This is a genomic window from Roseiconus lacunae (assembly GCF_008312935.1).
Classification (GTDB): domain Bacteria; phylum Planctomycetota; class Planctomycetia; order Pirellulales; family Pirellulaceae; genus Stieleria; species Stieleria lacunae.
Genome location: NZ_VSZO01000010.1, coordinates 362,074 through 387,272 on the forward strand (window position 1 = coordinate 362,074; position 25,199 = coordinate 387,272).

General features: G+C 55.2%; 17 protein-coding genes and 1 riboswitch. Of the genes, 3 read left to right on the forward strand and 14 right to left on the reverse strand.

Annotated features, from left to right (window positions below):
* Positions 1 to 299: 299 nt before the first annotated feature.
* The 5 genes from FYC48_RS15205 to mutL form a co-directional block, all read right to left on the reverse strand.
* Entirely contained in the window at positions 300 to 1,733 is a 1,434-nt protein-coding gene (locus FYC48_RS15205; protein WP_149497567.1) for an ammonium transporter, read from the reverse strand.
* A 639-nt stretch (positions 1,734 to 2,372) separates the two neighbouring features.
* Positions 2,373 to 4,280, reverse strand: coding sequence for an asparagine synthase (glutamine-hydrolyzing) (asnB, locus tag FYC48_RS15210; protein ID WP_149497568.1), 1,908 nt, complete (start codon positions 4,278 to 4,280; stop codon positions 2,373 to 2,375).
* Positions 4,281 to 4,289: 9 nt separating this feature from the next.
* Positions 4,290 to 5,276, reverse strand: coding sequence for a serine/threonine-protein kinase (locus FYC48_RS15215; RefSeq protein ID WP_149497569.1), 987 nt, complete (start codon positions 5,274 to 5,276; stop codon positions 4,290 to 4,292).
* A 189-nt stretch (positions 5,277 to 5,465) separates the two neighbouring features.
* Positions 5,466 to 6,179: a ligase-associated DNA damage response endonuclease PdeM gene (pdeM, locus tag FYC48_RS15220; RefSeq protein WP_160149547.1), complete on the reverse strand. Its 714-nt coding sequence runs from the start codon at positions 6,177 to 6,179 to the stop codon at positions 5,466 to 5,468.
* 28 nt (positions 6,180 to 6,207) lie between these two features.
* A complete protein-coding gene (gene mutL, locus FYC48_RS15225) occupies positions 6,208 to 8,280 on the reverse strand; it encodes a DNA mismatch repair endonuclease MutL (RefSeq protein WP_149497571.1) in 2,073 nt (690 codons plus the stop codon).
* A 222-nt stretch (positions 8,281 to 8,502) separates the two neighbouring features.
* Between mutL and FYC48_RS15230 the strand changes: the two genes are divergently transcribed.
* The gene (locus tag FYC48_RS15230) at positions 8,503 to 11,457 is read left to right on the forward strand and encodes a hypothetical protein (RefSeq protein ID WP_149497572.1); all 2,955 of its coding nucleotides are present in this window, start codon (positions 8,503 to 8,505) and stop codon (positions 11,455 to 11,457) included.
* A gap of 93 nt (positions 11,458 to 11,550) precedes the next feature.
* Here the strand turns inward: FYC48_RS15230 and FYC48_RS15235 are convergent, their stop codons facing one another.
* Complete coding sequence (locus tag FYC48_RS15235) at positions 11,551 to 12,447, reverse strand: lysophospholipid acyltransferase family protein (protein WP_160149548.1); 897 nt, start codon at positions 12,445 to 12,447, stop codon at positions 11,551 to 11,553.
* A gap of 29 nt (positions 12,448 to 12,476) precedes the next feature.
* Positions 12,477 to 12,782 (reverse strand): hypothetical protein, encoded by a 306-nt coding sequence (locus tag FYC48_RS15240; protein WP_149497574.1) that lies wholly within the window; start codon positions 12,780 to 12,782, stop codon positions 12,477 to 12,479.
* 175 nt (positions 12,783 to 12,957) lie between these two features.
* Between FYC48_RS15240 and FYC48_RS15245 the strand changes: the two genes are divergently transcribed.
* Positions 12,958 to 14,313 carry an alpha/beta hydrolase family protein gene (locus FYC48_RS15245; protein WP_149497575.1) on the forward strand — a complete coding sequence of 452 codons (1,356 nt, stop codon included), beginning with the start codon at positions 12,958 to 12,960 and terminating at the stop codon, positions 14,311 to 14,313.
* 139 nt (positions 14,314 to 14,452) lie between these two features.
* On the opposite strand, the gene FYC48_RS15250 is transcribed toward FYC48_RS15245, so the two are convergent.
* The 7 genes from FYC48_RS15250 to FYC48_RS15280 all read right to left on the reverse strand — a co-directional run bounded on the left by FYC48_RS15250 (position 14,453) and on the right by FYC48_RS15280 (position 22,752).
* Positions 14,453 to 15,478 (reverse strand): ribonucleotide-diphosphate reductase subunit beta, encoded by a 1,026-nt coding sequence (locus FYC48_RS15250; RefSeq protein WP_149497576.1) that lies wholly within the window; start codon positions 15,476 to 15,478, stop codon positions 14,453 to 14,455.
* Between the two features lie 280 nt (positions 15,479 to 15,758).
* On the reverse strand, positions 15,759 to 18,611 hold the full coding sequence (locus FYC48_RS15255; RefSeq protein ID WP_149497577.1) for a ribonucleoside-diphosphate reductase subunit alpha: 2,853 nt from the start codon (positions 18,609 to 18,611) through the stop codon (positions 15,759 to 15,761).
* A gap of 239 nt (positions 18,612 to 18,850) precedes the next feature.
* Positions 18,851 to 19,118, reverse strand: a riboswitch (cobalamin riboswitch).
* Between the two features lie 214 nt (positions 19,119 to 19,332).
* On the reverse strand, positions 19,333 to 20,562 hold the full coding sequence (locus FYC48_RS15260) for an RNA polymerase sigma factor (protein ID WP_149497578.1): 1,230 nt from the start codon (positions 20,560 to 20,562) through the stop codon (positions 19,333 to 19,335).
* Positions 20,563 to 20,598: 36 nt separating this feature from the next.
* Complete coding sequence (locus tag FYC48_RS15265; protein ID WP_160149549.1) at positions 20,599 to 21,072, reverse strand: VOC family protein; 474 nt, start codon at positions 21,070 to 21,072, stop codon at positions 20,599 to 20,601.
* Positions 21,062 to 21,445 carry a YciI family protein gene (locus FYC48_RS15270; protein WP_149497580.1) on the reverse strand — a complete coding sequence of 128 codons (384 nt, stop codon included), beginning with the start codon at positions 21,443 to 21,445 and terminating at the stop codon, positions 21,062 to 21,064. Before FYC48_RS15270 ends, FYC48_RS15265 begins: the two co-directional genes overlap by 11 nt.
* A 54-nt stretch (positions 21,446 to 21,499) precedes the next feature.
* The gene (locus FYC48_RS15275; RefSeq protein WP_149497581.1) at positions 21,500 to 22,345 is read right to left on the reverse strand and encodes a YciI family protein; all 846 of its coding nucleotides are present in this window, start codon (positions 22,343 to 22,345) and stop codon (positions 21,500 to 21,502) included.
* On the reverse strand, positions 22,342 to 22,752 hold the full coding sequence (locus tag FYC48_RS15280; protein ID WP_149497582.1) for a YciI family protein: 411 nt from the start codon (positions 22,750 to 22,752) through the stop codon (positions 22,342 to 22,344). Before FYC48_RS15280 ends, FYC48_RS15275 begins: the two co-directional genes overlap by 4 nt.
* Before the next feature lie 486 nt (positions 22,753 to 23,238).
* Here FYC48_RS15280 and FYC48_RS15285 point away from each other — a divergent pair, with 486 nt between their 5' ends.
* Complete coding sequence (locus tag FYC48_RS15285) at positions 23,239 to 25,170, forward strand: preprotein translocase subunit SecA (RefSeq protein ID WP_149497583.1); 1,932 nt, start codon at positions 23,239 to 23,241, stop codon at positions 25,168 to 25,170.
* Positions 25,171 to 25,199 lie beyond the last annotated feature (29 nt).

Here is a 25,199-nt window from a genome sequence, read left to right on the forward strand (position 1 = left end):
GAAACCGGGTGCCATCCTGCGGCGGTTCGGGCGAAGCCCTCCGGTTTCGTTGTCAATTTCGGAGCATAACCGAGAACCGCCAACGAAACAAAGCCGGGACCACGATTACGGCGGTCACCGGCTTTGCGTCGCGTAGTGATTAAGTCCCGCGAGAAAGCCCAAACTCGGACGAGCGAGGCGGACACTCGCCCGAGCCGGGCCGCTTCTGGCCCAGGCAAGAGCCGAGAAGTTCTCACGATGTTCGGTTGCCCCGCCCCCGGCAAAGAGACTCCGCCGAGAGCGGGGCAGCGGTAGGTAGACTATGAAACAGCTTGTCCGGCCAAGGCGTCTGACGGATAAGCTTGCATGCCGTGCTCGGACACGTCCAAACCTGCTTGCTCTTCTTCAGCACTGACTCGCAGCATGCCAATCGCTTTGAGCACGAAGAACAGGGCACCCATGGTGATGAAGGCCCAAGCACAGATGACGACGGTCGCGATCACTTGAACGGTGATGAACGCTCCAACGGTTTCGATCCCGTCGGGAAGGTCGCCGAAGATCCCGGTGGCGATCCCGCCCCAGACTCCGCACAACCCGTGAACCGGCCATGCCCCAACCGGATCGTCGATCTTGAGCTTGTCGAGCAACACGATTCCCAAAACAACCAGTGCACCACCGATGCCGCCGATGACAAGCGATTCGATTTGCGAAACACGGTCACAGTTTGCGGTGATGGCGACCAAACCACCGAGGACACCGTTGAGGGCCATGGTGAGGTCGGGCTTGCTGAACAGAGCCCAGCCGACGAGCATGGCAACGATGGCTCCCGCTGCTGCGGCGATCGTGGTGGTCAATGCGATGTACGTAGTTGCGGCAGCGTTGGCACCACCGGCGTAGGTCAGTTGGCTACCGGGGTTGAATCCGTACCATCCCACCCACAGGATGAACACACCAAGAGCCGCGAAAGCGATGTTGTGTCCGGGCAATGGAACGCTTTTGCCATCGGCAGTGTAGCGACCGAGCCTCGGCCCAAGAGCGATCGCACCGGCCAAACCGGCGAAACCACCGACAGCGTGGACGACGACGCTTCCCGCGAAGTCTTGAAAGCCCATCTCGGCCAAGAAGCCACCGCCCCATTTCCAGGAGCCACTGATCGGGTAAATGATGCCCGTCAAAATTGCACTGTAGATCAAGTAAGCACCGAACTTCATTCGGCCGGCAACCGCACCGGAAACGATGGTTGCAGCCGTCGCGGCGAAGGCGACTTGGAACAAGAAGTCGGCAGAGTTACTGAAATCACCGCTAGTCGGGTCGTCCGCACCGACAAATGCCGATGGTGCACCCAGGTAGCCGCCCATGATCCATGAGTCCGGGTACACGCCGTCTTCCGGGGCTCCCGGATACATCAACGCGTAACCGATGAACAAGAACAAGATCACACCGACTGAGATATCCATCACGTTCTTCGCGAGGATGTTCACGGTGTTCTTGGCCGAGTTCAACCCGACTTCGACCATCGCGAAGCCTGCCTGCATGAACAAGACCAAGACCGCACAGACGAACATGATCAAGCTGTTGATCGTGTAGTTGTAATCCTGGGCATCGAAGCCAGCAGCGGCTTCTTCCGCGGGGGCCTCTTCGACGGGGACTTCTTCGACAACTTCCGCCGCCGTCTCGGCCGCATCTTGGGCAAACACTTCGGGGCTGTCGAGCCCGATGACTGTGACTGCTGCGACGAGCAGCGCAAGTGGCATCAACCACTTTCCAAGGTGAGTCATTCTTACAATCTCTCTGGTGAATACGGAAAAATGTTGAGCCAACATTCAGTCGGCACGACAACCAGGTGTTCGAAACCGTCAAACTCCTGGCGATGTCGGTCGGCGTATCTCCATCCGGCCTCGCCAAACCGCATCCAAGCAAACGGCACGACTCCGCTCGTCACCTCTCCTGCCCGGGCCATCCATCGGTTCATTTTTGAGTGGAAACTTGGGAATGCGATCGTCCGCTCGATCGACAGCACTACTTGGCACACTGCGAGCCAAAACCCTCAACGCAACCCGAGTGGCGGACGTAAGTTCAGCATTGAACAGACTTTAAAAAAACCAAAAAGAATTCCGAATGCTCTGATCACAGCAGCGAATGGCGGGCAGCCGACTTGATTTGCCTAGAGAGCGCGCAGGTACTTGCCTAGAAGACGAGCATGTGTGCCCGACGTGTAAATTCAGCGTGATTCGGCAAGGTGAAAGAGCCCTTCACTAAACAGACTTAGTGGCAAGCGAGGCTTGTGATGCGCCATAACCAAAAGCCCGATCACCCTCCTGGCAATACCGCCCGAGCCGAGATTCGCTGCGCCGGTGGTGCCGCGACTGGACCGCCGAGTTGATCGCGACCGCTTAGGTCCACCGTCGCAACCACTGCTCAAGAATAAGCAGATTCCAGAGTCGATAGCCGTGATTGTTCTCCATTCGCTCGTGCTGTCCGACCAATCGTTCGACGGACTCACGATTAAAGAAAGGACCAATCTTGGCGTTGTCGGCTAGCAAGGTATCGTGAACCATTGGCTTGAGTTCCTCGCGGAACCACTTGCCAATCGGTATGCCAAATCCCATTTTTCGCCGGTGAAAAATCGAACGCGGGATAAGCTCGCCAAATGCATTTTCGAGCAGCAATTTGCCGCGTTTGCCACGAAATTTAAGCCCGACAGGAAGCGAGCTAGCGAATTCAACGACACGGTGATCGAGCATCGGTTGACGGACCTCTAGGGCATGTGCCATCGATGCGACGTCGACTTTCGTGCACAAGTCACACGGCAGATACGACAGCAGGTCTGTGATCGAGGCTCGTGTGACGACGTCACGCCCTTCACTTTGCTGCCAGACTGTATCGAGAAATTCAAACGGATCTTCGCCCGGTAACTGTTGCACGAAGTCGTCCGAGTAAAGATCGGCACGCATGCGTTCGGGGAAAATTTGCAACCAGTTCAGGTAACGCCGTGCCTCGGGTTGTTCGAGCGCCTCGAAAAACCGCTTCGCTCGCCGGAGAAGTGAATACTGCTTGTTACTGTCCGGGAGTCGCTGAACGAGGCCGATTCCGGGCATCCGGTGAATGGGGAACATTCGTCGCAAGCGAACGCTTAACCAAAGCGCTCTGTAACGCTCGTAACCGGCAAACAATTCGTCACCGCCGTCACCGGAGAGCGCGACGGTGACTTCGCGACGAGTCAGCTCGGACAGGTACCAGGTTGGGACCGCGGACGAATCACCGAAGGGTTCGTCAAAATGCCAGACAAGCTTTTCGATGATCTCGGCACCACTTGGGTCGACTTCGAAGCGTTGGTGATCGGTGCCGAGGTGCGCGGCGACTTTTGCGGCGTGTTCGGTTTCATCAAAATCGGCGACGGGAAAGCCGATACTAAAGGTACGAATCGGTTCGTCGCGTTGGGCTGCGGCGAGGGCGGTGATTAACGACGAGTCGATTCCTCCTGACAAGAAGGCCCCCAGCGGTACATCGCTTTGCAGTCGATAGCGAACCGAATCGGTCAGCAGTTCACGGAGTCGTTCGACCGCCTGATCACGACTGACTGGACGTTCGAGGGTTGGATCAAAATCCCAGTATTTGTGAACGCTTAGGTTGCCCTTTTCGAGCACGAGATAGTGCCCTGGCGGCAATTTGCGAACGCCTTTCCAAATCGTCCCGGGGTAAGGGACGTACTGATAGGTCAGGAATTCATCGATTGCCGCGGGGTCAAGTTCTTCGCAAACACCCTCGACGGCGGCCAGGCATTTCAGTTCGCTTCCAAAGACAAGACGCTGTCCGTCGAACGCATAGTAAACCGGCTTTTGTCCGATGCGATCTCGGGCAAGGATAAGTCGACTTCGGCGCTGGTCCCATAGTCCGATCGCGAACATGCCGTTGAGCTCGGCAAAGCATCCGGTGCCCAAATCTTCATAAAGATGAACGATCGTTTCGCCATCGCCATCGGTCTTGAAGCGATGGCCGTTACCCTCGAGACGGCGGCGGAGCGTTTTGTAGTTGTAGATCTCGCCATTGAAGACCATTTGCAGGCTACCGCCTTCGTTGCCCATCGGTTGGGCAGCGCCGGCAACATCGATGATCGAAAGGCGGCGAAAGCCGAGTGCAACACCGTAGTTTCTCCCCTGCCCGTCGACTTGCCGGGGATCAATCCAATGACCATCATCGTCGGGACCACGATGCATGATCGCATCGGTCATTCGTGTCAGCAGGGGCGCATCGATCGCCGCACGTTCGTCTAGCCAGACTGCTCCGGTGATTCCACACATTGATACGAATCAGTCCTGGTCAAGCAGTTGGACGATGTCCAGAATCGCGTCGATCAGTTCGCGCATCGTCTGATACCGCTCGGCGGGACGTTTTTTCAGAGCCCGCATGACCACTTCGTCGGCGAGTTTGGGAATATTTCGTTCCGGAGCTTTTTCGCTCGGAGGAGGAACTTCGGCGTGAATGATGTTGCGAAACGTTTGGTCAATGTTCGCTCCGCGGAAAGGCTCGCGAATCGCCAACAATTCATACAGGCAGACGCCCGCATTGAAGATGTCGCTGCGTTCATCGATCGTCCGCGTTCCCTGGATCTGCTCGGGAGACATGTATAGCGGCGTGCCGGGCCGTTGACCTCCCCCGGTCAAGGTTTGTAGCTGTTGTTCTTCTTCAGCTTTTTTGAGCGCCGTAGCGTCATAGCGGACAACCGTTTGATCGTCCATTGATCCCCAAACCTTAGCCGTCCCCCAGTCCAACAAATACACCTCATCAAAGTTGCCCACCCAGATGTTTTCTGGTTTGACGTCGCGGTGAATGACCCCACGGGCATGCGCGTAGGCAAGAGCTTGGCAGGCGCCGCCGAGCGCGGAAACACGCCTGACGGCCGGATAGGCTTTCTCGGTTGCTTCGTCGCCGGTCGCGATCCGTTTTAAGATTTCGAAGAGGTTTTCACCCGAGATTAACTTCATTGTGAAGTAAATCCCGTGCACCAAATCGTTGCCGATTTCATAGACCGGCACGGTGTTGGGGTGTTGAAGCTGGGCCGTCACCCGGGCCTCGCGCAGCAGCCGACGGCGTTCGTTGGGGACCGCATGAATATCAAAGGGCAACATTTTGATCGCAACCGTTCGACCGGTCACCGGATCAAACGCCCCTTCGAGAACACCGTTACCTCCACGGCCGATCTGACGGCGGCCTTTGTACCGACCCAGCCCCGATGGCAGTTTGCGGGGAAGGTCGGGATCCGTTCCGGATAAAATGATGGTCGGTTCGTTTTGCATCGATGCGCCACTTCTAGAAGAACTGCAATGAGAACCTACCCGAAAACTGTGGTTCGAATGCGTTTGCGTCGATCCGGAGTCGCAAAGTCGAGCGAGATACCGGACGCTAGCGCCGTCGGCTCACCGGTTGGGATGCATCCATTTTTGGAAAGGTTCGAGATTCATTGTAGCGCATCCCGAACCCTCCGGTCAGCCCGGGCGAGAGATCTTCGCCGCAGATCGATAGGGGACCTCCAGCACTGTCTCGTCCGCCGCGATCCAGACCCGATCTTCGTCTCGGTCGTGACGGACGGAATGGGTCCCCGTGAACTCCCCAAGGGCGGGCAGGACCAAGCAACCTCGCGAGTACCAGAAGCACGGCAGACGTCCGAGTCGTTCTGTTGCCGATTGCATTGAAAACGATGGGTGCACGTGGCCGGCAAAAGCCAACCCTTCGGCGGCAGACGATTCGATCGGATGATGACACAGACGCACGTTGCCGATTGTGAAACCTTCACCGACCGATTCGATCGCCCACACGTCGGGTAACTTGCAAAACGAAGCATCGTGATTTCCACGGACCAGTGTCATCGCGAGGCGACGGTGGCGATCGCGAAAGGCAACAATCTGCTGATGAAGGTCATCCGAGAGCGCGCTTTTTGCGTGGAACATATCGCCAAGAAAAAACACCTGCTCGGGATCTGTCGCTTCGATCAACCGTTCGACTTTCGCAATCGTCGCCGATGCCGCACCACGAGGTACTGCCAAGCCGTACTTGCGAAACGTGGTGTCCTTTCCCAGATGCAGATCGGCGACAAGCAAGAAGCCTTGGTCACGATGGTAAACACCACCGACGGCGAGCAAACGCAGACGGTGGCCTCGCAGGGTGACGTCAACAGACGAGGACGAAACGGCGGTGCTCACAATGTCGATTCCAGATTGATTGAAGCGATTAAGCTTTGCCGCGTGGTCCTAATCTTCCGAACATACGATCGAGTTCGTCGCGGCTAAAGAAGAGTGCCGTCGGTCGGCCGTGCGGACAATGGTGCGTGTCGTTGTAGAGGTCTTTTTGTTCCAACAACGCCTCGATTTCTTCGGCCGACAATGGGTCGCCCGCCTTAACCGCTGCCTTGCACGCGATCGTCGAGAGCAAGTGGTTCAGTAGCTCGATCGGCTCAGGTTTCTTGCCGCCGCCAAGCACCGACTCCATTAGCGTGCGAAGCATTTCCGCCGGCGGCGATCGCCGCAGGATCGCAGGGTAAGATCGAATCACGACCGTCTCTCCGCCAAAGTCTTCGATCTCCATTCCGATTTGCTTCAACGTCTCTTGGTGCTCCAGAACCGCGGTCCGTTCACTTGGCGTCATTGAAACGGGCTCGGGAACAAGCAGACCTTGTGATTCAAGCGCTTGTCCACTGTCGAGTACCTTCTTTTTGACCCGCTCGTAAAGCACACGTTCATGAAGGGCATGTTGATCGATGACCACCATGCCCTTTTCGTCTTGGGTAACCAAATATCGGTTGTGAACTTGGAATCCCAAGTAGCAAACGCTGGGATGGTTGTTGATGGCACCCGAAGCGGACGCACCGCCGGCGGAGGATTCACCGCTTTCATCGATCTCCCACGGCGCAGTGTTCTCGCCGGGCGCAGTGTTCTCGTCGGAGCCGGTGTTGGGAGTGCCGAAAGATCCCGGCTCTCGTGGTGGCGGCAGCGACGGCGCCGAAGATGGTAGCGATGCCCCCGACGGATAAGGACGAAAGTCGGGAACGCCTCCGGGCCCGGGCATTGAACGTAGCGATGCGGCACTGCCATCGGCGCCGCTCATCAGTGATGGCGTCGCGACAGGTTGGGTGTCACCGCCGCGGCTCGGCGAGACAAACACTTCATCGGGTGACCGGCCAGTCCGCGCCCACTCGATCACCGATTGGCGGTGAGCTTGTTCACCGCGATTGGGCGGTGGCGCCGCCAGCGCCACGTCCTCGGCCGGCGGAGGCGGGCCGACTCGTTGGGTCATGTCGGTGGTCAAGAAATGGTGCCGAAGCGTTTGCAGCAATCGACTATAGACTCGCCCGCCATCGGTGAACCGGACTTCTAACTTGGTCGGGTGAACATTGACATCAATCATCTCCGCCGGCATCGACATCCGCAAAAAACAAACGGGGTGTCGACCGACCATCAACAACCCTCGGTAGGCTTCACCGAGTGCATGTTGAAGCGATCGATCACGGATGTGCCGTCCATTTAGAAATAGATACTGCATCCGCGAATTACCGCGACTGACTGACGGATCGCAAACGTAACCGGACACCTTGATCTGGGCGTCATCGCTGCTGATTGGGATCAAGCTGTCTGCGATCTCGCCACCGAAGAATGCTTCGATACGATCACTCCAGCGTTCTGTGACAGGCAGATCGTAGAGTGGTTTATCGTTGTTATTGAGCACGAAATGAATGTGCGAATTCGCCAGTGCGATCCGGGTGAATGCTTCGACAATGTGCCCCTTTTCGGTGGCCGCCGTTTTGAGGAATCGATGACGAACCGGCGTGTTGAAAAACAGATTGCGGACTTCCATCACCGTCCCGACGCCGCAACCGCAAGGCACCGGCGGTTCGATGACACCACCGCGCACTTGGATCTCGTTGCCCGCGTCTTCACCATCGACGCGGCTGCGAATGGTCAGTTGGGAAACGCTGCCAATCGACGCGAGCGCCTCCCCGCGAAACCCGAGCGTACTGACATGAAACAACGCTTCGTCGGTGGGCAATTTGCTGGTCGCGTGACTGGCCAGGGCAAGCGGCAACTGATCGGAAGACATGCCGCACCCGTTGTCGCTGATGCGAATCAACTCCGTGCCCCCGCCGACGATCGATACCTCGATTCGTGTCGAGCCTGCATCGACGCTGTTTTCAAGCAGTTCCTTCACAACCGAAGCCGGCCGTTCGATGACCTCGCCGGCGGCGATTTGGTTGATCAGATTTGGCGGCAGCTGACGAATGGTCGGTAGTTTTTTTGCGGTAGCATCCATCCCTTCAATCTACCGCCGAAGCGAGCTTCATCCAACCGTTGAATCGAGACGAAAACGTCGAACGACCGAGCTATTCGCTAAGGCTTGCATAATCGGCCCCCGCTCCATCGGATTGGTCGAGAAACCCCAAGTTCGTTTCCGAGGCCACTTGGCTCGGGCTATCATCGTTATTCGTCGAATTCTCGACCTAACCCGACTTTTCCACGCCACGACGACTGCACCATGAACGCTCGCACCGCCCCTTCGTTCGCTCTGCTCAGTTGGCTCGTTTTGACTTCGGTGGCCTCCGGTCAAAGCCATCGCGAAATTGCTTCCAAACCAAACGTCAGCGGATCGACCGAAGGGATCACGTTGCAATCGCCCGAGAACGCTCCGTCGTCAGAGACAGACCAAGTCACCGAAACGATCCCGCCGGGTGTTCGCTCGACAGAGCCGCAGTCGGTGTTGATGCCCGAAACACTTCCGAAATCAAAGCCGCCCGCCCTGGCACCGCCCGCCCCGTCTTTCGAGCAATGCTGCGACGAAGACGGAAGCATGCTCCCAATTGGGGACGAGTCCCGTGGGCTGCCTGTCTTTGGCGGTCCGACCGCCAATACTATGGTTCCGGCGAAGCTGACGCTGACGTCGACGCAACCCCAGCAGGGAAGGCTACACAGTGGAGACCGACCAAGTCGCTGGGCGACCGTGGACTACGGACCGTTGGAATTCACACTTCTGATTCCTCATGTCGATGGCGAGTCGATTGATGCGATTCGATTTTGGCTTAACGGAAACATGATCTCCCCGTCGGCTTTGATCAAGCGTGACGAATCGGTCGTGATCGACCCTCACTCACAACAGGAAGGACTCGTCAATACGATTCACTATGAAGTCTCTTGCCCACCGCTCGGACGTCATCTGCTGCAGGTGACTTACTTGCGAAAGACGCAGTGGAGTCCGATGAGCGCGCCGCTGCGATTTGAAGTGCTCGAGCCTCCAACCCCAGAAATCATCGCCGTTGCCCAAGGGAAACAGACGCCAAGTGCGCACCAGATTCGACTTCCGATCAAAACCAACGGAGACGTCACGTTGAAACTCGCCGGTGTCGATCCTCAAGATCAAGTCGCAGTCGATCTTGATGGGATGGAAATCTGTCAGGTTCAGGTTGATCAACAGTGCTGCGTTGCAGTCGAGCTTGCCAAGCATGTCCCGCCGGGGCGCTATCGCATTCAAGTTCGATCGATCGGTAGCCAAAGCTGCGACCTTTCCAGCCAGCCTTCCAACACCGCGTGGGTTCAATTCCACACGCCGGATCGACACGTTTCAATTGATACTCCGCTTGATGGCAACAAGCTACCGGTGTTCCAAACAGTCGCCCCGCTCCTACCGACACTGCCTTCGCTGGAAAGCCCGTTGCAATTTACAAGTGATCACATCGAATGCCAAAAGCTTCAGCAAGAAAACCAGACGACGTCTGCCGACTTGTTCGACCGAGCCACCGTGCTGGTCGGAACGGATGAATCAAGAGAAGAAGCTCAGAAGAAAGTGGATGCAGGAAAAGAAAAGCTCCGCAAAGATCGTGAGCAACTCAATCGAGCGGTGGAACAGCTCAACCGCAATCGCGAGATTCAAAATCGACGATTAGAGATCATGAACAGGATCGACGAAAATTTGAATCGAGAGCAAGAGCGAGTCAACCGTCTGACAGATCAGCCCGAGGGCGTTGCCCAAACTCCCGCCGGTCAGCCGGAGGAGCCTACAAAATGGGAAGTCGACACAAAATTATCGCATGACATCGGCGAACGATCTCCTGCGAAAGCGGATCCAGCCGAAACGGTTTCGGCGAATCTAGAGAACCTCGAGAACGCCATGAAAGAATGGATCGAGCTGAAGCAAGACATCGATGAGGCTCGAATCGATCTCTTTGCAGAACATCAAAAACTTCGACGCGTTGTCAAGCAATGGAACTGTCGAAACTGTGACGCCAACGTTTGTAAGTTCTTCGCCCAGCGTCACAAGCAACTCAACGACAAGCTGGCCGATCGCGATGCGATGTTAAAGCACTTAGCGTCTTTCCTGGAACGCGAAGGTGTCGAGTTGCTCGACGAAGTGATCAACGGCCTCAATCAAATTCACGGGGTCCTGCAAGTGAAGCAGCCGCTCTCGATTCAATTGCCGCGTCAAAAACCGACGACGCAAGCGCTTGACAACATCGCGAGTGAAGCACTACGAGATCGCTACAAGGAGTTCTTCTCAAAATTCAAGCACTTGCATCAACTGCAAGCTCTTTTTGAAACCCGAGAAGCGATCCAGTGTGATTGCGAAGAAAAGCCGAAGTGCCCTTGCTCGGAAACCGATGCACTCAAGGCTGCGGCGCGGGCCCTTGCGAAGCATGGGTACCTGCATGCCAAGTCGGTCGCGGAGGATCTTGAGAAGCAGTTGGCCTTTGTCGAAGAGATCCAATCTGAAATCGCATCGCTGATTGAAACTTATCAATTCGCCGAAACGGAAGTAGGGTGCAATGTGCTGGCAGAATTAATCGATGCCCGCGCGATCAAACAACAGCAAGACGTGCTGCTTGAGCAAGCCTTGCAAGCTGCCGTACACCGAGAAACTGCCGACCGAGCCCAACGCGATACCGCAAACAAACTTGCCAAGTCTTATTGGAAGAGACGGGAGTATCGAAAAGAAATTCGCGAAGCATATTTGCGCAATGCCCCCGACACGGTCACCTATTTCGATTCCCCGGCAACGTTTCCGATTCCCCGGTTCGGACGCTATGGTGTCGATGATTCGCGGCAGGGCATGATGATTTCAGAGAACATGAAGTGGGTCACCCGGGCCAACGGTTCGTACACACTGCAGTACGAACTACGCCGTGCCGAAATGCCGGCGAAGCTGAGTCTACAACTGCAATTCCAAACCCCGGGAAGTGATATTTGGCACACCATCACGCTGCCCGAAGAGATAGTCCGTCCGGGGACTGCCCAGTACCGTTTGGCGGAGGAATCAGACCTGAATCTGTTGCTAGATGAAAACCAAGTCTGGCGCAAAATCAATCAGACTGGATCTCATCCGGCGCTTGAACGTTCCGGTGGCCGTATCACGAAGGTTCGCCGTAAAGGCTCGGCCCAGTACGGTTACGGATTCGAAGGTCTCGACGTCTATCGAGACTACGATCTTGTTTATCGCCAGTAGCGGTCGGCAGTTTAAATCGAAGGGATGGGGTTAGATCGAGAAACACTCATCGGCACCATTGGAACACGAATGAGCCGGTCGGGAATTTAGACGCTAAGCCGCATCAGCTTCGGGGGGCGATGTGGAATTGGCGTCAGCGCTCGAACCGCTGGCCGGTTGGGCTTTGGCTGCTCGTTGGCTTCGTTTGGCTTTCGCAGTCGCACGAGCCTCGGCAGCTAGGCGGGCTTGTTCTGCTTCCCCCGGATCGGTTTCCTGTTCCAGATCCATCAACGCTTGCTGGATGCGGGCGACATGGTCGCGAACCGATTCGCCATCGATGGGGTAAAGCGGTTCGCCGAACCGGCAATCAATCCGAGAGAACGGCAATGGGATCTGAACCCGATCCCACGACCGTTTGATGACGTAACGAAACTGGGGGATGAATGAAAGCGGCAGCACCGGCGCGCCGGTTTTCTGGGATAGCATCGCGACTCCGGGATGCACCGTTCCACGTGGCCCCTTCGGCCCATCGACGGCCAAATAGGTTGGCTGCCCACTTTGCACATGATGCACCAGTGCCAGCAATGCCGCCGCGCCGCCTTTGCGACGGGCCCCACCGCTGCCACGAATCGGGATGACACCGGTCGTTTCTAAAACTTTGGCAATCAATTCCCCGTCTTCGCTGCGTGACACCAACGCGCCCGTCCCGGGCTCGGCCGGAACGATCGTGGCCAACTGCTGAGCATGTAGGGCGGCAAAGATGTATGTCTGCCCCTGATTGCGGATCTCTTCACGCGGATCGTCGATCGGCCGGACTCGGCACGTCCATCGCAAAAGCTTGACGTACGCGATCAACAGGTGGATGAGGAAACGCTGTAACACCAGACGAGATTCCAATTCTCTTGCTAGCAAATTTGCCTTCAAGCGAAGGCGTGGGGGCAACATTCCATTGATAGACCCGATACGGATACTGAGCAAGGCGGATTTAGAAAATCCGTAAGGCGTGAACACGTGTTGACGCCGTGATCGGCATTGCCTGGTTAGTTTTGCCCGGAAGGTTCATCGATCCAGACTTGGAAACAAGGGGAGCACATTAGCAATCGCCGTCGGCTTTCGACTTGGTTTTCTGCATCCACACGAGGAGTCGATTCTAATTGTTGAATGACCTTCCCCCACTCGGCCTCGATTTCTTCGAGCGACAAAGCGTTGGGAGAATCCAGGATCGGCGGTGACGAGTCGACTCGGGCATGAATGTCGACCTCATAGAACTCGCCTCGGCCACGGTAGAGTTCTTTCAGGCATCGATCGCAAAGCCCGACAGATTCGTCTGGTCGTTCTTCGTGCATAGCATTGACCCGAATATGAGAAGAAGAGAAGTCACCGTTCAGTCTAGCAGATTGCCGGCGAGGACCGGCAAAAAAGCTGGGAACGGCGTGTCGCCGGTGAATCCCGAACCTTTTCCAGGACTTCGCGTTATGATCTCTGTCACATTGACGTGACGTGCCCTTGGAAAACGACGAAATGAGACACCCCCGCAATCGCTGGCATATCTTCAGTCACCTGAAGCCTCGTGTTCATCCGAGATGGATACTCGCGGTCTGGGTGGCGATCCTAATTGCGTTCCCGACCGTGGTGGTTGATGCCCAGTCCGGTGATGCCTCCGGTCCATGGCAGATCGAACGGTGGAAACAGACTCCGGCAATGCGTTGGCTCGATCGTGAAAGCCCGGTTCGATCGTTGACGTACGAACTTGAATCAATTGCTCATCGCCCCGGCGATAAGCAAGGAGAGGATGCTCAGCCGACCGAGGTGTTTGCCTTTTACGCCACTCCGGGGACTGTCAATGGCGATCCGTCGCTGGACAAAGACCTACCCGCCGTGGTGCTGATTCACGGCGGTGGAGGAACGGCGTTTTCGGAATGGGCATGGCTATGGGCGCAACGTGGTTATGCGGCAATTGCGATGGATCTTTCGGGGCGAAGACCGGAGGCCCCACGGTTCAATCCAAAGACGCGCGAACTGATCATTCAGCGTCGTGTCGAACGAACTCGTTTGCCAAGTGGCGGTCCCGAAGCGAACCATCAAGCGAAGTTCAACAACATCGGCGGTGATCGCAGCGACGAATGGCAACCCTACGCGGTAGCCGCCGTCATCCAGGCTCACTCGCTGATTCGCAGTTTCCCCGAAGTCGATGCGGAACGCACCGCGGTGACCGGAATTAGCTGGGGTGGCTACATGACCTGTCTTGTTGCTTCGCTCGATGATCGTTTCTCAGCCGCGGTACCGGTTTACGGTTGTGGCTTTCTTTATGAAGGAGAATCGGTCCAAAAGCCCATGATCGATGCGCTATCGGGCGACCAACGTCAACAATGGATCCGCGACTACGATCCATCGGCATGGTTGCCTCAGTGCGACGTACCGATCTTGCTTGTCAACGGAACAAACGACAAGCACTATCCGCTCGACAGCTATATGAAAAGTTTCCAGGCGGTTGCCGGGCCGAAGCAGTTACGGATCGAAGTCGCAATGCCGCATGGCCATGTCGCCGGATGGTTGCCAAATGAGATCGGACTGTTTATCGATCAGCATGTCAGTGGTGGTAAGCCGTTGCCGAAGCTAGAGTCGCTGCATACGACGAACGGGATCGCCAAAACCAAAATCGATTCGTCGACGCCTATCAAGACCGCGTCACTTCATTTCACGACAGACCATGGCCCGTTAGTCGGCAGGTCATGGGGAACTCAAACGGCGTCGATCGATGGCGATCTTTTAAGTGCCACCGTGCCATCAGATGCGACGCTCTGGTACTTGTCGGTCACCGACGAACGTGACGCGATGATCAGTACCGACGTGCAGTTCTCTGTCGATTGGAAGTGAGGACCGTTCTGAAAACGATGGGCATGAATTTTCGCTGACGGATGTTTGCTGCCTGCAGCTACTGACCGGACATGACAAGAACGATTCGACGATCAATAACTCGGACGCCCCGAACCTTTCTCCGAACCTCGACGACAGACTAATCCCAGCTCAAACTTCCTGCCGATTGATATTCGGTGACCCTTGTTTCGAAGAAGTTCTTTTCTTTGGCAAGGTCCATCGTTTCGCTCATCCACGGGAACGGATTCGATGATCCGTATTGCATCGGAAGTCCGATGCGTTCGAGCCGCCGATCCGCGATGTGCTGAACATAGTCACGGAACAATTCTGCATTCAGTCCCATGATTCCTGAAGGCAGACAGTCGCTCGCATAATCCAGTTCTAGTTCGACCGCTTGCTTGACGCGATCGACCATCGCTTGCTGAAATTCCGGTGTCCAGAGATGGGGATTTTCGGCCTTAATGCCGTTGATCAGGTCGATCCCAAAATTAAGATGAATTGTTTCATCACGCAGAATGTACTGAAACTGCTCTCCGATTCCAGTCATTAAATTGCGACGATGAAATGACAACATCATCACGAATCCGGTGTAGAAAAACACGCCTTCCATGATCAGGTAGTAGCCGATCAGATTTTTCAGGAATGCCTGCGCACCGGCATCGGTCGCGGTCGAGAAATTTTCCGATAACACCTCTGCGGTCAACTCCGTTTCGAAGGCATCCTTCCGAGCGATCGAAGGAACTTCGTGGTACATATTGAAGACTTCCCCCTCGTCGAGACCAAGTGAATCAACGACATATAAGAATGTGTGCGAATGGACCGCTTCCTCAAAGGCCTGTCGCAAAAGGTACTGCCGGCACTCGGCGTTGGTCACATGCTTGAAGATCGCAAGCACCAAATTGTTGCCGACAAGGCTTTCGGCTGTCGAAAAGAAACCAAGATTCCGCATGATCACCCGGCGTTCTGCATCGGATAACCGATTGCTTCGCCATGTTTCGATGTCTTTCGTCATCGGAACCTCGGTCGGCATCCAATGGTTCGCACAACCGTTGGTGTAGTGTTCCCAAGCCCAATGGTATTTTAATGGCATCAGTTGATTGACATCGACTTGGTTGCAATTGATAAGTCGCTTGTCGGTCGCATCGAAGCGCGTTTCAGGATTCATCGGTTCGCCTTGGGGTTCATCAGTAGATCGAGTGTTTGGGTAGAAATTCAAAAGCTAACGCTTGGCAGCTGACAAGACGACGAACTCCGCAAACGCTGCCTTGTGGGACGCTGCTTTCGCCGATGGAAAGGCGACTTAGACAAGTTCACAACCAAGAGTGAAAGGCGATGATGTTTGCCACGCATTTCAATCAGTTGAAAAGTGGCTTACGAATTGCCGTTTCAATCGAATGTTAAAACGCCGACGGCGAGCGTCCTGCCATTCAGGATTGATTGCATGCCTATTGACAGGATTCGCAGTCGGGGTCATCAAGACTGCAAACGGCCGCGGGGGTACGATCGCCGCGGTCGACTCGAATGGCCGACGATTGACTCTGCGACTTCATCCAACGTGGCTGAATGCCATGCCGGTTCACATCGACCGTTGATTTTTCAATCTGGGTGGCCGCGAGTGAACGCAGGTAATACGTGGTTTTTAATCCCATCGACCATGCCAATCGATACATCGCATCGATCGCCTTGCCACTCGGTGCGGACAAATACAGGTTCAACGACTGCCCTTGATCGATCCACTTCTGCCGCCGGGAAGCGGCCCGGATCAACCAAGATGGATCAATTTCGAACGCGGTCGCGTACCGTTGCTTGATCTCACCGGGAAGGTGCTCGATCTCGCCGAGTACGCCATCGTAGTATTTCAACGCGTCGAGGATTTCTGGATTCCAAAGCCCGCGAGACTTTAGTTCGTCGATCAGCAAGAAGTTCGTTTGAGTGAACTCGCCGGACAGGTTGCTCTTTGAGTAAAGCTGTTTATAGGTCGGCTCGATCGATTGGCTGCAACCGACGATGGTCGAGATGGTGGCCGTCGGTGCGATTGCAAGGCAGTTGCTGTTTCGCATCCCATACCGGGCGATCGACTCTCGAACGATTTCCCAGTCCATCGTGGACGATCGATCGACATCGATCGCTTCGCCTCGTTCGCGTTCGAGCAATTCCAAGGTATCGATCGGCAGTAAGCCACGATTCCATTTCGAACCGGAATAAGATTCATACCGCCCGCGTTCCTGAGCGAGTTTCGCCGACGCGTGAATCGCATAGTAACTGATGGCCTCCATTGATTGATCAGCAAACGCGACGGCTTCTTCACTAGCGATGGGGAGGTTGAGCGCACTGAGAGCATCCTGATAGCCCATCATGCCCAACCCAACGGGCCGATGTCGCAGGTTGGCATTTTTTGCTTCGGCCGTCGGATAGTAGTTGATGTCGATCACATTATCGAGCATCCGCATCGCCGTCTCGATCGTGCTCCGTAGCAGGCTTTGATCTAGCTGGCCGTCGACGATGTGGCGACCCAAATTAACGCTACCGAGGTTGCATACCGCGGTTTCGTCTTCGCCGGTGTTGAGCAAAATTTCGGTGCAAAGGTTACTGCTGTGAACGACGCCTGCGTGATCCTGAGGCGAACGAATGTTCGACGGGTCCTTAAATGTGACCCAGGGGTGACCGGTTTCGAATGTCCTTGTTAGAAGCTTACGCCAAAGATCCACCGCCGGCATCGTACGTGACTGACGTAAACGTCCGGCGGCTGCTTCTGCTTCATAGTGCTCATAGCGTTCCTTGAACAGTTGCCCATAAATGTCATGTAAATCGGGCACCTCGTCAGGACTGAACAACGTCCAGTTTCCGCCATCGATCAGCCGCCGCATGAACAAATCCGGAATCCATGCGGCGGTGTGCATGTCATGGGTTCGTCGCCGATCGTCACCGGTGTTTTTGCGAAGGTCTAGGAACTCGATAAAATCTAAATGCCAAGGTTCCAGATACGCACAAACGGCTCCCTTGCGTTTGCCACCCTGATTGACGGCGACGGCGGCATCGTTGACGATTTTCAGGAACGGGATCACTCCTTGACTTTCGCCATTAGTGCCCTTGATTATTGATCCCGTCGCACGGATGTTGGTCCAGTCATTGCCCAGACCACCGGCCCATTTTGAAAGCCGTGCGTTGTCACCGATCGACTTGAAAATGTGATCCAAGTCGTCTTGCACGGTTGTTAAATAGCAACTACTTAACTGCGGATACGGCGTTCCCGAATTGAATAATGTCGGCGTCGCGCTGGTAAAACGCATCGAAGAGAGCAAATCATAGAACTCGATCGCGCGGTCGGTTTTCGACTCGCCAGGTTCGTTGATCGCCAGCCCCATCGCAACACGCATCCAAAAATATTGCGGCGTCTCAATTCGGCGACCTTCTAGATGCAACAAGTACCGATCGTAGATTGTTTGCAAGCCAAGGTAGCGGAATCCGCGGTCTCGCTGAGGCGTGAGGGCTTCGGCAATCCTAGCGAGATCAAAGCCGCGAAGATCATCCGACAAGCGTCCTCCGCGAATGCCTTCGATCACGTAATGCTCGAAGCGGTCGCGGTAAAACGACTCGAAATCAGTAGAGAATTGCGTTCGCCCCAACGCGTGTCGATAAATGATGCTTAGTTGCAGTTCCGCGGCCAATTGGTCATACGCCGGATCACGTTCGATCCGACTACGAGCAGACAAAACCGTTGCCCGCGTGACATCATCCGGCGTCATACCATCAAATGCACCACGCACCACTTCGCCGACGATTTCGTCGACGTTGACTTCGGGTCGCGATGCCGCATCACAGTTCTTGAGAAAACGCACGATGCGTTGCGTGTCGAACGGCACTCGCACCCCGGGTTCAAGTTCTACGAACAACCGTTGCTCTTGTCGCGGCGGAATACTCAAAGAATCCAGTCGACTGTCTTCTCCGCGAATCGCACGGATTCGAGCATGTTCGGTGCGGTAAAGGATGTAGCGACGGGCGACACGAAAGTGTTCCCGCCGCATCAAGCCGATTTCGACGACGTCTTGGATTTGCTCGACAGTGACCGGCTCCACCGCATCGCGATCGGTCGCGACCTCGGCGACTTGCCCCACAATCGAATCAATGTCTTCGCGAATCGCACTATCGAGAGGCTGCTGGTCGGCCAAATTTAGTTCGGCTCGAAAAGCTTTGTCGATTGCCTTCGCCACACACCCAGGCTCAAAATCAACCAGCCGCCCGTCTCGTTTACGCACCACCGCGTGGACGGTCTTTGCAGACTCTGCAGAAGCCCCCATCAGTCTTACTCCTTTCGACGCCCGCAGATAGGACCACGCGGACGCTGCGATCTCTGCAACGCTTCATCGATAGCGCAATACTAGCGACGCAGTATCGGCGCAACGATCGAATATCGGTATGAAGACGTGCAGCTTGACGAGTTGAAACACCCAAACGATACCTGCGGCGTTCCGCTCGAACTTGCAGTAAATCACACGCATACATCGCTTGCAACGATCGCCTCAATCCAGGAAGGCACTCAATCGTCTATCTCGTGGTAGGTCTTCTGACTCACCGCACGCACGCTTGCTGCCTTCTCATCGACAACTCGTCTCGCCGAGCGAGAACGTCGTTGTGGACAATGGCCTTCCTAGAGAAGAAGCGTCGATTGCACCCTTTTGGATGCGGCGGTTCACAGCGGCCGGACCGTCCCGGAATTGCCTTGGAGTAGCCCAAGACTCACCGGAGTTCCCTGTTCACGAGCACGGAAGATCACCGCACTCGTCACCACGAACGCCGGCAATCATACCGGTTTGGGTTTTGCTGTCAATGAAGTTTTCACGGTCTTCGGGATACGCCCCGGGCCGTCAATCCGCTGTGTCAGACAGACGGTTCGTGTTTCGTCTCAATATTTAAAAAGAGGATTTGCCGATCGGCGTTAGGCACGGTTTCCGAGCAATCACCGAGGCTGACTTCGGGCGACGGAAGACTCTCACTTGAATTTTCGATTGGAATAAAATCCTAGCGAAGGGAATCGATCTTGTTCCTTAAGAACCTCAGTTCGGGTTCTTGTTTGGCCAATGAAAAGGCTTTTTCGAACGCCGCGATGGCTTCGTCTTGTTGTCCAAGTCGTCGCAGCAGCTCTCCGCGCGCCGAATGGGCGAGGTAGTACTCTTGCAATTCACCGCGTTTAAGAATGGAGTCGATAATCTCTAGTCCGGCCAAACTACCGTCTCGCATCGCAATCGCGACGGCGCGATTCAGTTGAATGACTGGGGATGAGTCGGCCATCCGCAGAACATCGTACAACGCGACAATCTGCCCCCAATCGGTTTCACCCGCATGCGAGGCTGCGGCATGCGTGGCAGAAATCGCTGCTTGAATCGAATACACGCCGAATCTCCGTGTGCGCAACGCTCGCCGTACCAGCGATTGCCCTTCGCTGATCAAGGCTTGATTCCAACGCGTTCGATCCTGATCCTCTAACAAAATGATGTCGCCGTCGCGGTCTGTGCGAGCCTCCCGTCTTGATTCATGCAGCAACATCAACGCTAACAACCCGATCACTTCCGGATCGGGAAGCAATTCGGATAACAATCGAGCCAACCGTATCGCTTCGTCTGACAAATCCACTCGAGTCAACTCGGTCCCACTCGAAGCGGAGTAGCCTTCGTTGAACACGAGGTATATCACCGTCAGCACGGATTCCAATCGGGACGGTAAATCTTTTGACGACGGAATCACAAACGGAATACCGGCGTCACGAATCTTTGCTTTGCCCCGCACGATTCGCTGAGCCATCGTCGACGGTGTGACCAAAAAAGCGCGGGCGATCTCTTCGGTCGTCAGCCCACAGACTTCACGAAGCGTTAAGGGTACCTGAATCTTGGAATCGATCGCCGGGTGACAACAGGTAAAGATCAAACGCAATCGGTCATCTTCAATTTCATCGGCGTTTGTCGATTGATTTGCCGATTCGATTTCGGCAAGCCGACGAGCCAATTCAGGCTGCAAAGAGTCGCGTTTCGCGCGACGGCGCAGCTTGTCGATCGCCTTGAAATTTCCCGTGGAAATCAGCCAAGCGACGGGATGTTCCGGTACACCTTCGGAGGGCCACTGTTGCATCGCCGCCGTAAACGCCTCATGCATGGCCTCTTCGGCCAAGTGAAAATCCTTCAAACGCCGAACCAATGTGGCAAAGACCTTTCGAGAATCGTTGCGATAAATCGCTTCAATGTCTTCGCGGTGCATCGTTATCCTGCGTCGATCACGACTGTCTGAAGAAACTTAAACGTTACCATCGAACGCCTGTTTGAGCGTTTGAAGATCCAGCTTCTTCATTTGCCACAACGACTGAAACATTCGTTGCAGCGCCGCCGGATCGTCGGCGGCGAACCAGTCCTCCATCAACGCCGGCCAGACTTGCCAACACATACCGAATTTGTCTTTCAACCATCCACATGCGAGTTCGGATCCTCCCCCGGCGAGCAACGCCCCCCAGAGCTCGTCGATTTCCTCTTGAGTCTCACAACTGATTGCCAGTGAAAACGCTTCGGTAAATTTCCAATCCTGACCAGCATTGAGCGCGACAAACTTCATCCCGCAAAGCTCGAAATCGATCGTGAGCACCGCTTGGCTCTCAGGGTTGTAGACCTTTCGAACGATTTTAGAGTCGGGAACGACCGAAACATAGAATTCCACTGCTTCTTCGGCTCGATCGCGATAGGAAAGGAACGGTGTGATTCGCTGTTTAATTTCCATGGTCAACGCGAGCCTCGACAGTTTCGGGAAGTTTGGGCAGCGGAAAAAGAGGACGGATTTCGACGATACCTTTCTTAGCTGGCGGTAGCCGTGCTGCGATGGCGATCGCTTCATCCAAATCCGCAACGTCGACAATGTAGTAGCCGCCGAGTTGCTCGGTGGTTTCGGCGAAAGGACCGTCGGTGATCTGCGATTGACCGCTGCGGACACGGACGCTCGTGGCCGTCGAAACCGAATGTAGCGGTGAGGCGTCAATCCATTTGCCTTGCGTTGCGAGTTCCTCGCTGATTTTCATCGATTCGACCATGCACGCTTCGCGCTCATCGTCGGTCCAGTCCTCTTCGTTCCCATAGATCAAAAACATGTACTTCATGGTTCGTTGATTTGTTGGTGAAATAAATTGAAATAGAAACGGTCGCGTTGAAGACTAGCAGTCGTCTCCCAATACCATGACCATCCAGCCTAAGCCGAACCGGTCGGTGACCATCCCATAACACGGCGACCAAAATGTTTTTGTCAGCGGCATTTCGCGACTGCCACCCTCGGCGAGAGCATCGTACGCCGAATGGGCGGCGGTTTCGGTCGGCAGCGTGAGCGCTAAACGGAACCCATCGAAGTTCGAGCGTTCATCACATCCATCGGACGCCATCAAATTCATCTTGCCAACGGTGAATGACGCGTGCATGATTTTCTCTTCGAACCCTGATTGCAATTTTCCGTCGGGAACTGGATCAGGGCTTTCGCTGAATTTCATCTTCATCGTGACAGTCGCGCCCACGGCTTGTTCATAAAACGCCAACGCTTCTTCACAACATCCGCCGAAGAACAAGTATGGCTGCACCGTTGCCTGCTGCAGTGCCATCGACTGCATAAGCGATTCCTCTTGCTCACGAATGTTTCCGTCAGGATCACTGGGACTAAGATCTTCAATTTCGTAGACCGGCCGAACTTCAATTTCAGAGTCTTCCGGCATCGGATTGGGACATCGTTTGACCCAATCGATCGCCTCTTGTATCGAATCGACCTCCCACAACCAAAATCCTGCGATCAGTTCTTTCGTTTCTGCGAACGGCCCATCGGTGACGGTGCGGTCGCTACCCCGAAAGAGGACTCGCTTGGCAGCAGAACTGGGTTTCAATCCTTCACCGGCCTTCATGATCCCCGCTCTGACGAGCTCTTCGTTAAAGTCGCCCATCGCGGTGAGCAACTCTTCGCTCGGCAACTCGCCGGCCTCAGAGCTTTTGGTTGCCTTTAGAATGACCATCACTCTCATTGATCCGTTCCTTCGATTGATTGGTTAAATGCTTCGTGTCGTGCTGCGACGAGCGCGTTGACTTCTTCATCCGCAGGCCGAATCTCAAAAGGGCCGACTCGAACGCCGGGATGCTGCGACATCAACGAGATCGCATGATTTAGGTCGCGGGCCTCGAGTAGCAGAATACCTCCCAGTGTCTCTTTCGTTTCCGCGTACGGACCGTCGATGACGTCTGCGGCGCCATTCTTCATTCGTAACGTGACCGAATGACGAGCCGACTGGAGGGCTTCACCGCCGATAAAATGTCCCCCGCGACGCAGTTCATCGTCGTACGCAAGGCATTGCTCCATTATTTGCCGACTCTCTTCTTCTGACATCGACTCCCACTTGGTTTCGTCGATGTAGCCCAAGCAAACAAATTTCATCTTTTGCCGTCCTCTCGAAATCGGTAGTTGCTGCCGTTTCAGATGGATCGAATGGTTGACCTACGAATCGACAGGATTCGCATTTTTTTGACCAGTTTCTCCTGGCCCCGCCAGCTCGTCCCGAGTGTGATGACTTCGAAATCGTTTGTGCGACCGTTCGATCGTCATTGCTAGTGCTTCGCCAACATCTGAAATTGAGATTCGCCGCATGGCGTTCGCCACGGTTTCGTCGCAATCACCGGGGCGAACGCCCGTCGCCTGATGAGTCGCCCCAATCACTTGGTCTAGGCGGAGCGTTTGAGCCATTTCCCTCGTCACATCGCGATGTATTTGCACTCGCCCGATTGCAACGATTCTTCGGCTATTTGGCGTTAACGAGCACGTTTCAGGCAAAACTGAACCGGGGAAATTCAGAATCGCCCGGTGACGTACCGAACGACCTAATAGGTGCACCCTTCTCTCCGGTCGGAATGTGATCGATTGCCGATGTTTTTCACCCAACCCTCGCTTGCCGATTATCGCAATCTGATCGGCCGCCCGAAACGCGGCGTTCGCGTGGTTGGTAAACCTGTGTCTGACCAGCTCCGTCAAATCCGTCAACGATGTGAACGGCTGGAACAACTCTCTGAGCCAGAGTTTTCTAACGCAGCGGCGGCGATGCGGTCGCGAGTGCGGAATGAATGCGAAGCGACCCGCGTCCCCAATGTGGTGGAATCGTTCGCGTTGACGGCCGAAGCACTTCGCAGAACGACGGGCATGGTTTACTACGATTGCCAGCTGGTCGGCGGACTGGCACTCGCGGGCGGCACCGTTGCCGAGATTCAAACCGGTGAAGGTAAAACGATCACGACGGCGTTGCCGGCGGCCTTGTTTGGATGGACCGGTTGGGGAATCCACTTGGCGACGACCAACGAATATCTGTCGAGACGCGACTACGAAACGCTTCGGCCTGTCTACGAACGGCTCGGATTATCAGTCGGCCTTTTACGATCGCAAGCATCCAGTGATGAAAAGGCGATCGCTTATGCTTGTGATCTCACGTTCGGCCCGGGTTATGAATTTGGGTTTGATTTCCTTCGCGATCAACGACTCAAGCGAAGCCGGCACAACCAGCGTCTCGGCGATTCTGTTCGGCGAACCCTGCGCGGCGATTCGCCATACGAAGCGGCGCCGATGCAACGCGCGTTGTTCATGACCATCATCGACGAAGCCGATAGTATCTTGATCGATGAAGCGAACACACCGTTGGTGCTCAGTGGCGCCAAAATGTCTACCGCAACGGCATCCGCGATTTTCGAATTTGCCGACCAGACCGCCCTTGGACTAAGCGAAGGCGTCGACTTTGAAATCGATTCAATCGGTCGTGCGATCAATCTGACCGACAAGGGAATTGGCGTTATCTCGGAAACGTGGGTTCAGCGCCCAGCAGGAATGGCAGCTCGCCCGTTCGCCGATTTAGTTGTAAACGCACTGAAGGCTAGGCATCTGGTCCGGCGTGATCAAGATTATGTCGTGCGCGAAGGACGCGTCTTGATCGTCGATGGCAACACCGGAAGAATCCACGACGAACGCAAATGGAGCAACGGCTTACACCAAGCGATCGAAGTGAAAGAAGGATTATCAGTTAGCGATGAAAACGAAGCACAAGCTCGTATCACTCGCCAACGATTCATCCAACTGTACCAGCGGGTCGCGGGATTAACCGGCACTGCTGCGGGAAGTGAAGGCGAACTACGCGAGTTTTACAACCTGCCCGTTGTACGCATTTCACCACACCGACCGTGCCTTCGCCAATCACTGCGGACGCGTTTTTTTGATGGATTTGAATCCAAAGCCAATGCGATCGTCTCCGACATTCGGCAGCGTTCGGATCTCGGCCAGCCCATCCTGATTGGTACACGGACCATCGACGAAAGCCAGCGACTTTCTGTTCAACTCAAAAAACATTCGATTCCGCATGTCGTTTTGAACGGACTCCAAGATGAAGACGAAGCTGACATCGTTGCCCAAGCCGGTCGCTCTGGGAGCGTGACGATTGCGACAAACATGGCGGGGCGAGGGACTGACATCCAACCAGATGCCGCGTCAATCGAAGCAGGTGGCTTGCATGTTATCGCGACCGAGATCAACCATAACCAGCGAGTCGATCGCCAATTGGCCGGTCGTGCGGCCCGACAAGGCGATCCGGGAAGCTGCCAATTTTTCTGTGCGGCCGATGATGAACTGATCGCTACGCGGTCACCGTCACTGTCGGCACAAATGCGGCGTGATGCCGGCCCGACTGGAGAATGCGATCGCGATTTTTCCAATCTCGTCGCAAAACTGCAACGGCAGTCCGAAAGCGATGCTCGCCGCCTGCGCGAACAGATGGTCGCCCGTGACCGCTGGAGCGAATCGATCCGCGAATCACTTTCATAACACTTCACCTCTGCCGCCCGACGCATTTT

What these genes read in the sequence shown, in the direction of transcription:
- FYC48_RS15285 (WP_149497583.1), top strand. Translation starts at nt 23,239, where the DNA reads ATGTTTTTCACCCAACCCTCGCTTGCCGATTATCGCAATCTGATCGGC.
- mutL (WP_149497571.1), bottom strand. Translation starts at nt 8,280, where the DNA reads ATGGATGCTACCGCAAAAAAACTACCGACCATTCGTCAGCTGCCGCCA.
- FYC48_RS15280 (WP_149497582.1), bottom strand. Translation starts at nt 22,752, where the DNA reads ATGAAATTTGTTTGCTTGGGCTACATCGACGAAACCAAGTGGGAGTCG.
- FYC48_RS15275 (WP_149497581.1), bottom strand. Translation starts at nt 22,345, where the DNA reads ATGAGAGTGATGGTCATTCTAAAGGCAACCAAAAGCTCTGAGGCCGGC.
- FYC48_RS15245 (WP_149497575.1), top strand. Translation starts at nt 12,958, where the DNA reads ATGAGACACCCCCGCAATCGCTGGCATATCTTCAGTCACCTGAAGCCT.
- FYC48_RS15270 (WP_149497580.1), bottom strand. Translation starts at nt 21,445, where the DNA reads ATGAAGTACATGTTTTTGATCTATGGGAACGAAGAGGACTGGACCGAC.
- FYC48_RS15240 (WP_149497574.1), bottom strand. Translation starts at nt 12,782, where the DNA reads ATGCACGAAGAACGACCAGACGAATCTGTCGGGCTTTGCGATCGATGC.
- FYC48_RS15205 (WP_149497567.1), bottom strand. Translation starts at nt 1,733, where the DNA reads ATGCCACTTGCGCTGCTCGTCGCAGCAGTCACAGTCATCGGGCTCGAC.
- FYC48_RS15265 (WP_160149549.1), bottom strand. Translation starts at nt 21,072, where the DNA reads ATGGAAATTAAACAGCGAATCACACCGTTCCTTTCCTATCGCGATCGA.
- FYC48_RS15230 (WP_149497572.1), top strand. Translation starts at nt 8,503, where the DNA reads ATGAACGCTCGCACCGCCCCTTCGTTCGCTCTGCTCAGTTGGCTCGTT.
- asnB (WP_149497568.1), bottom strand. Translation starts at nt 4,280, where the DNA reads ATGTGTGGAATCACCGGAGCAGTCTGGCTAGACGAACGTGCGGCGATC.
- FYC48_RS15260 (WP_149497578.1), bottom strand. Translation starts at nt 20,562, where the DNA reads ATGCACCGCGAAGACATTGAAGCGATTTATCGCAACGATTCTCGAAAG.
- FYC48_RS15255 (WP_149497577.1), bottom strand. Translation starts at nt 18,611, where the DNA reads ATGGGGGCTTCTGCAGAGTCTGCAAAGACCGTCCACGCGGTGGTGCGT.
- FYC48_RS15215 (WP_149497569.1), bottom strand. Translation starts at nt 5,276, where the DNA reads ATGCAAAACGAACCGACCATCATTTTATCCGGAACGGATCCCGACCTT.
- FYC48_RS15250 (WP_149497576.1), bottom strand. Translation starts at nt 15,478, where the DNA reads ATGAATCCTGAAACGCGCTTCGATGCGACCGACAAGCGACTTATCAAT.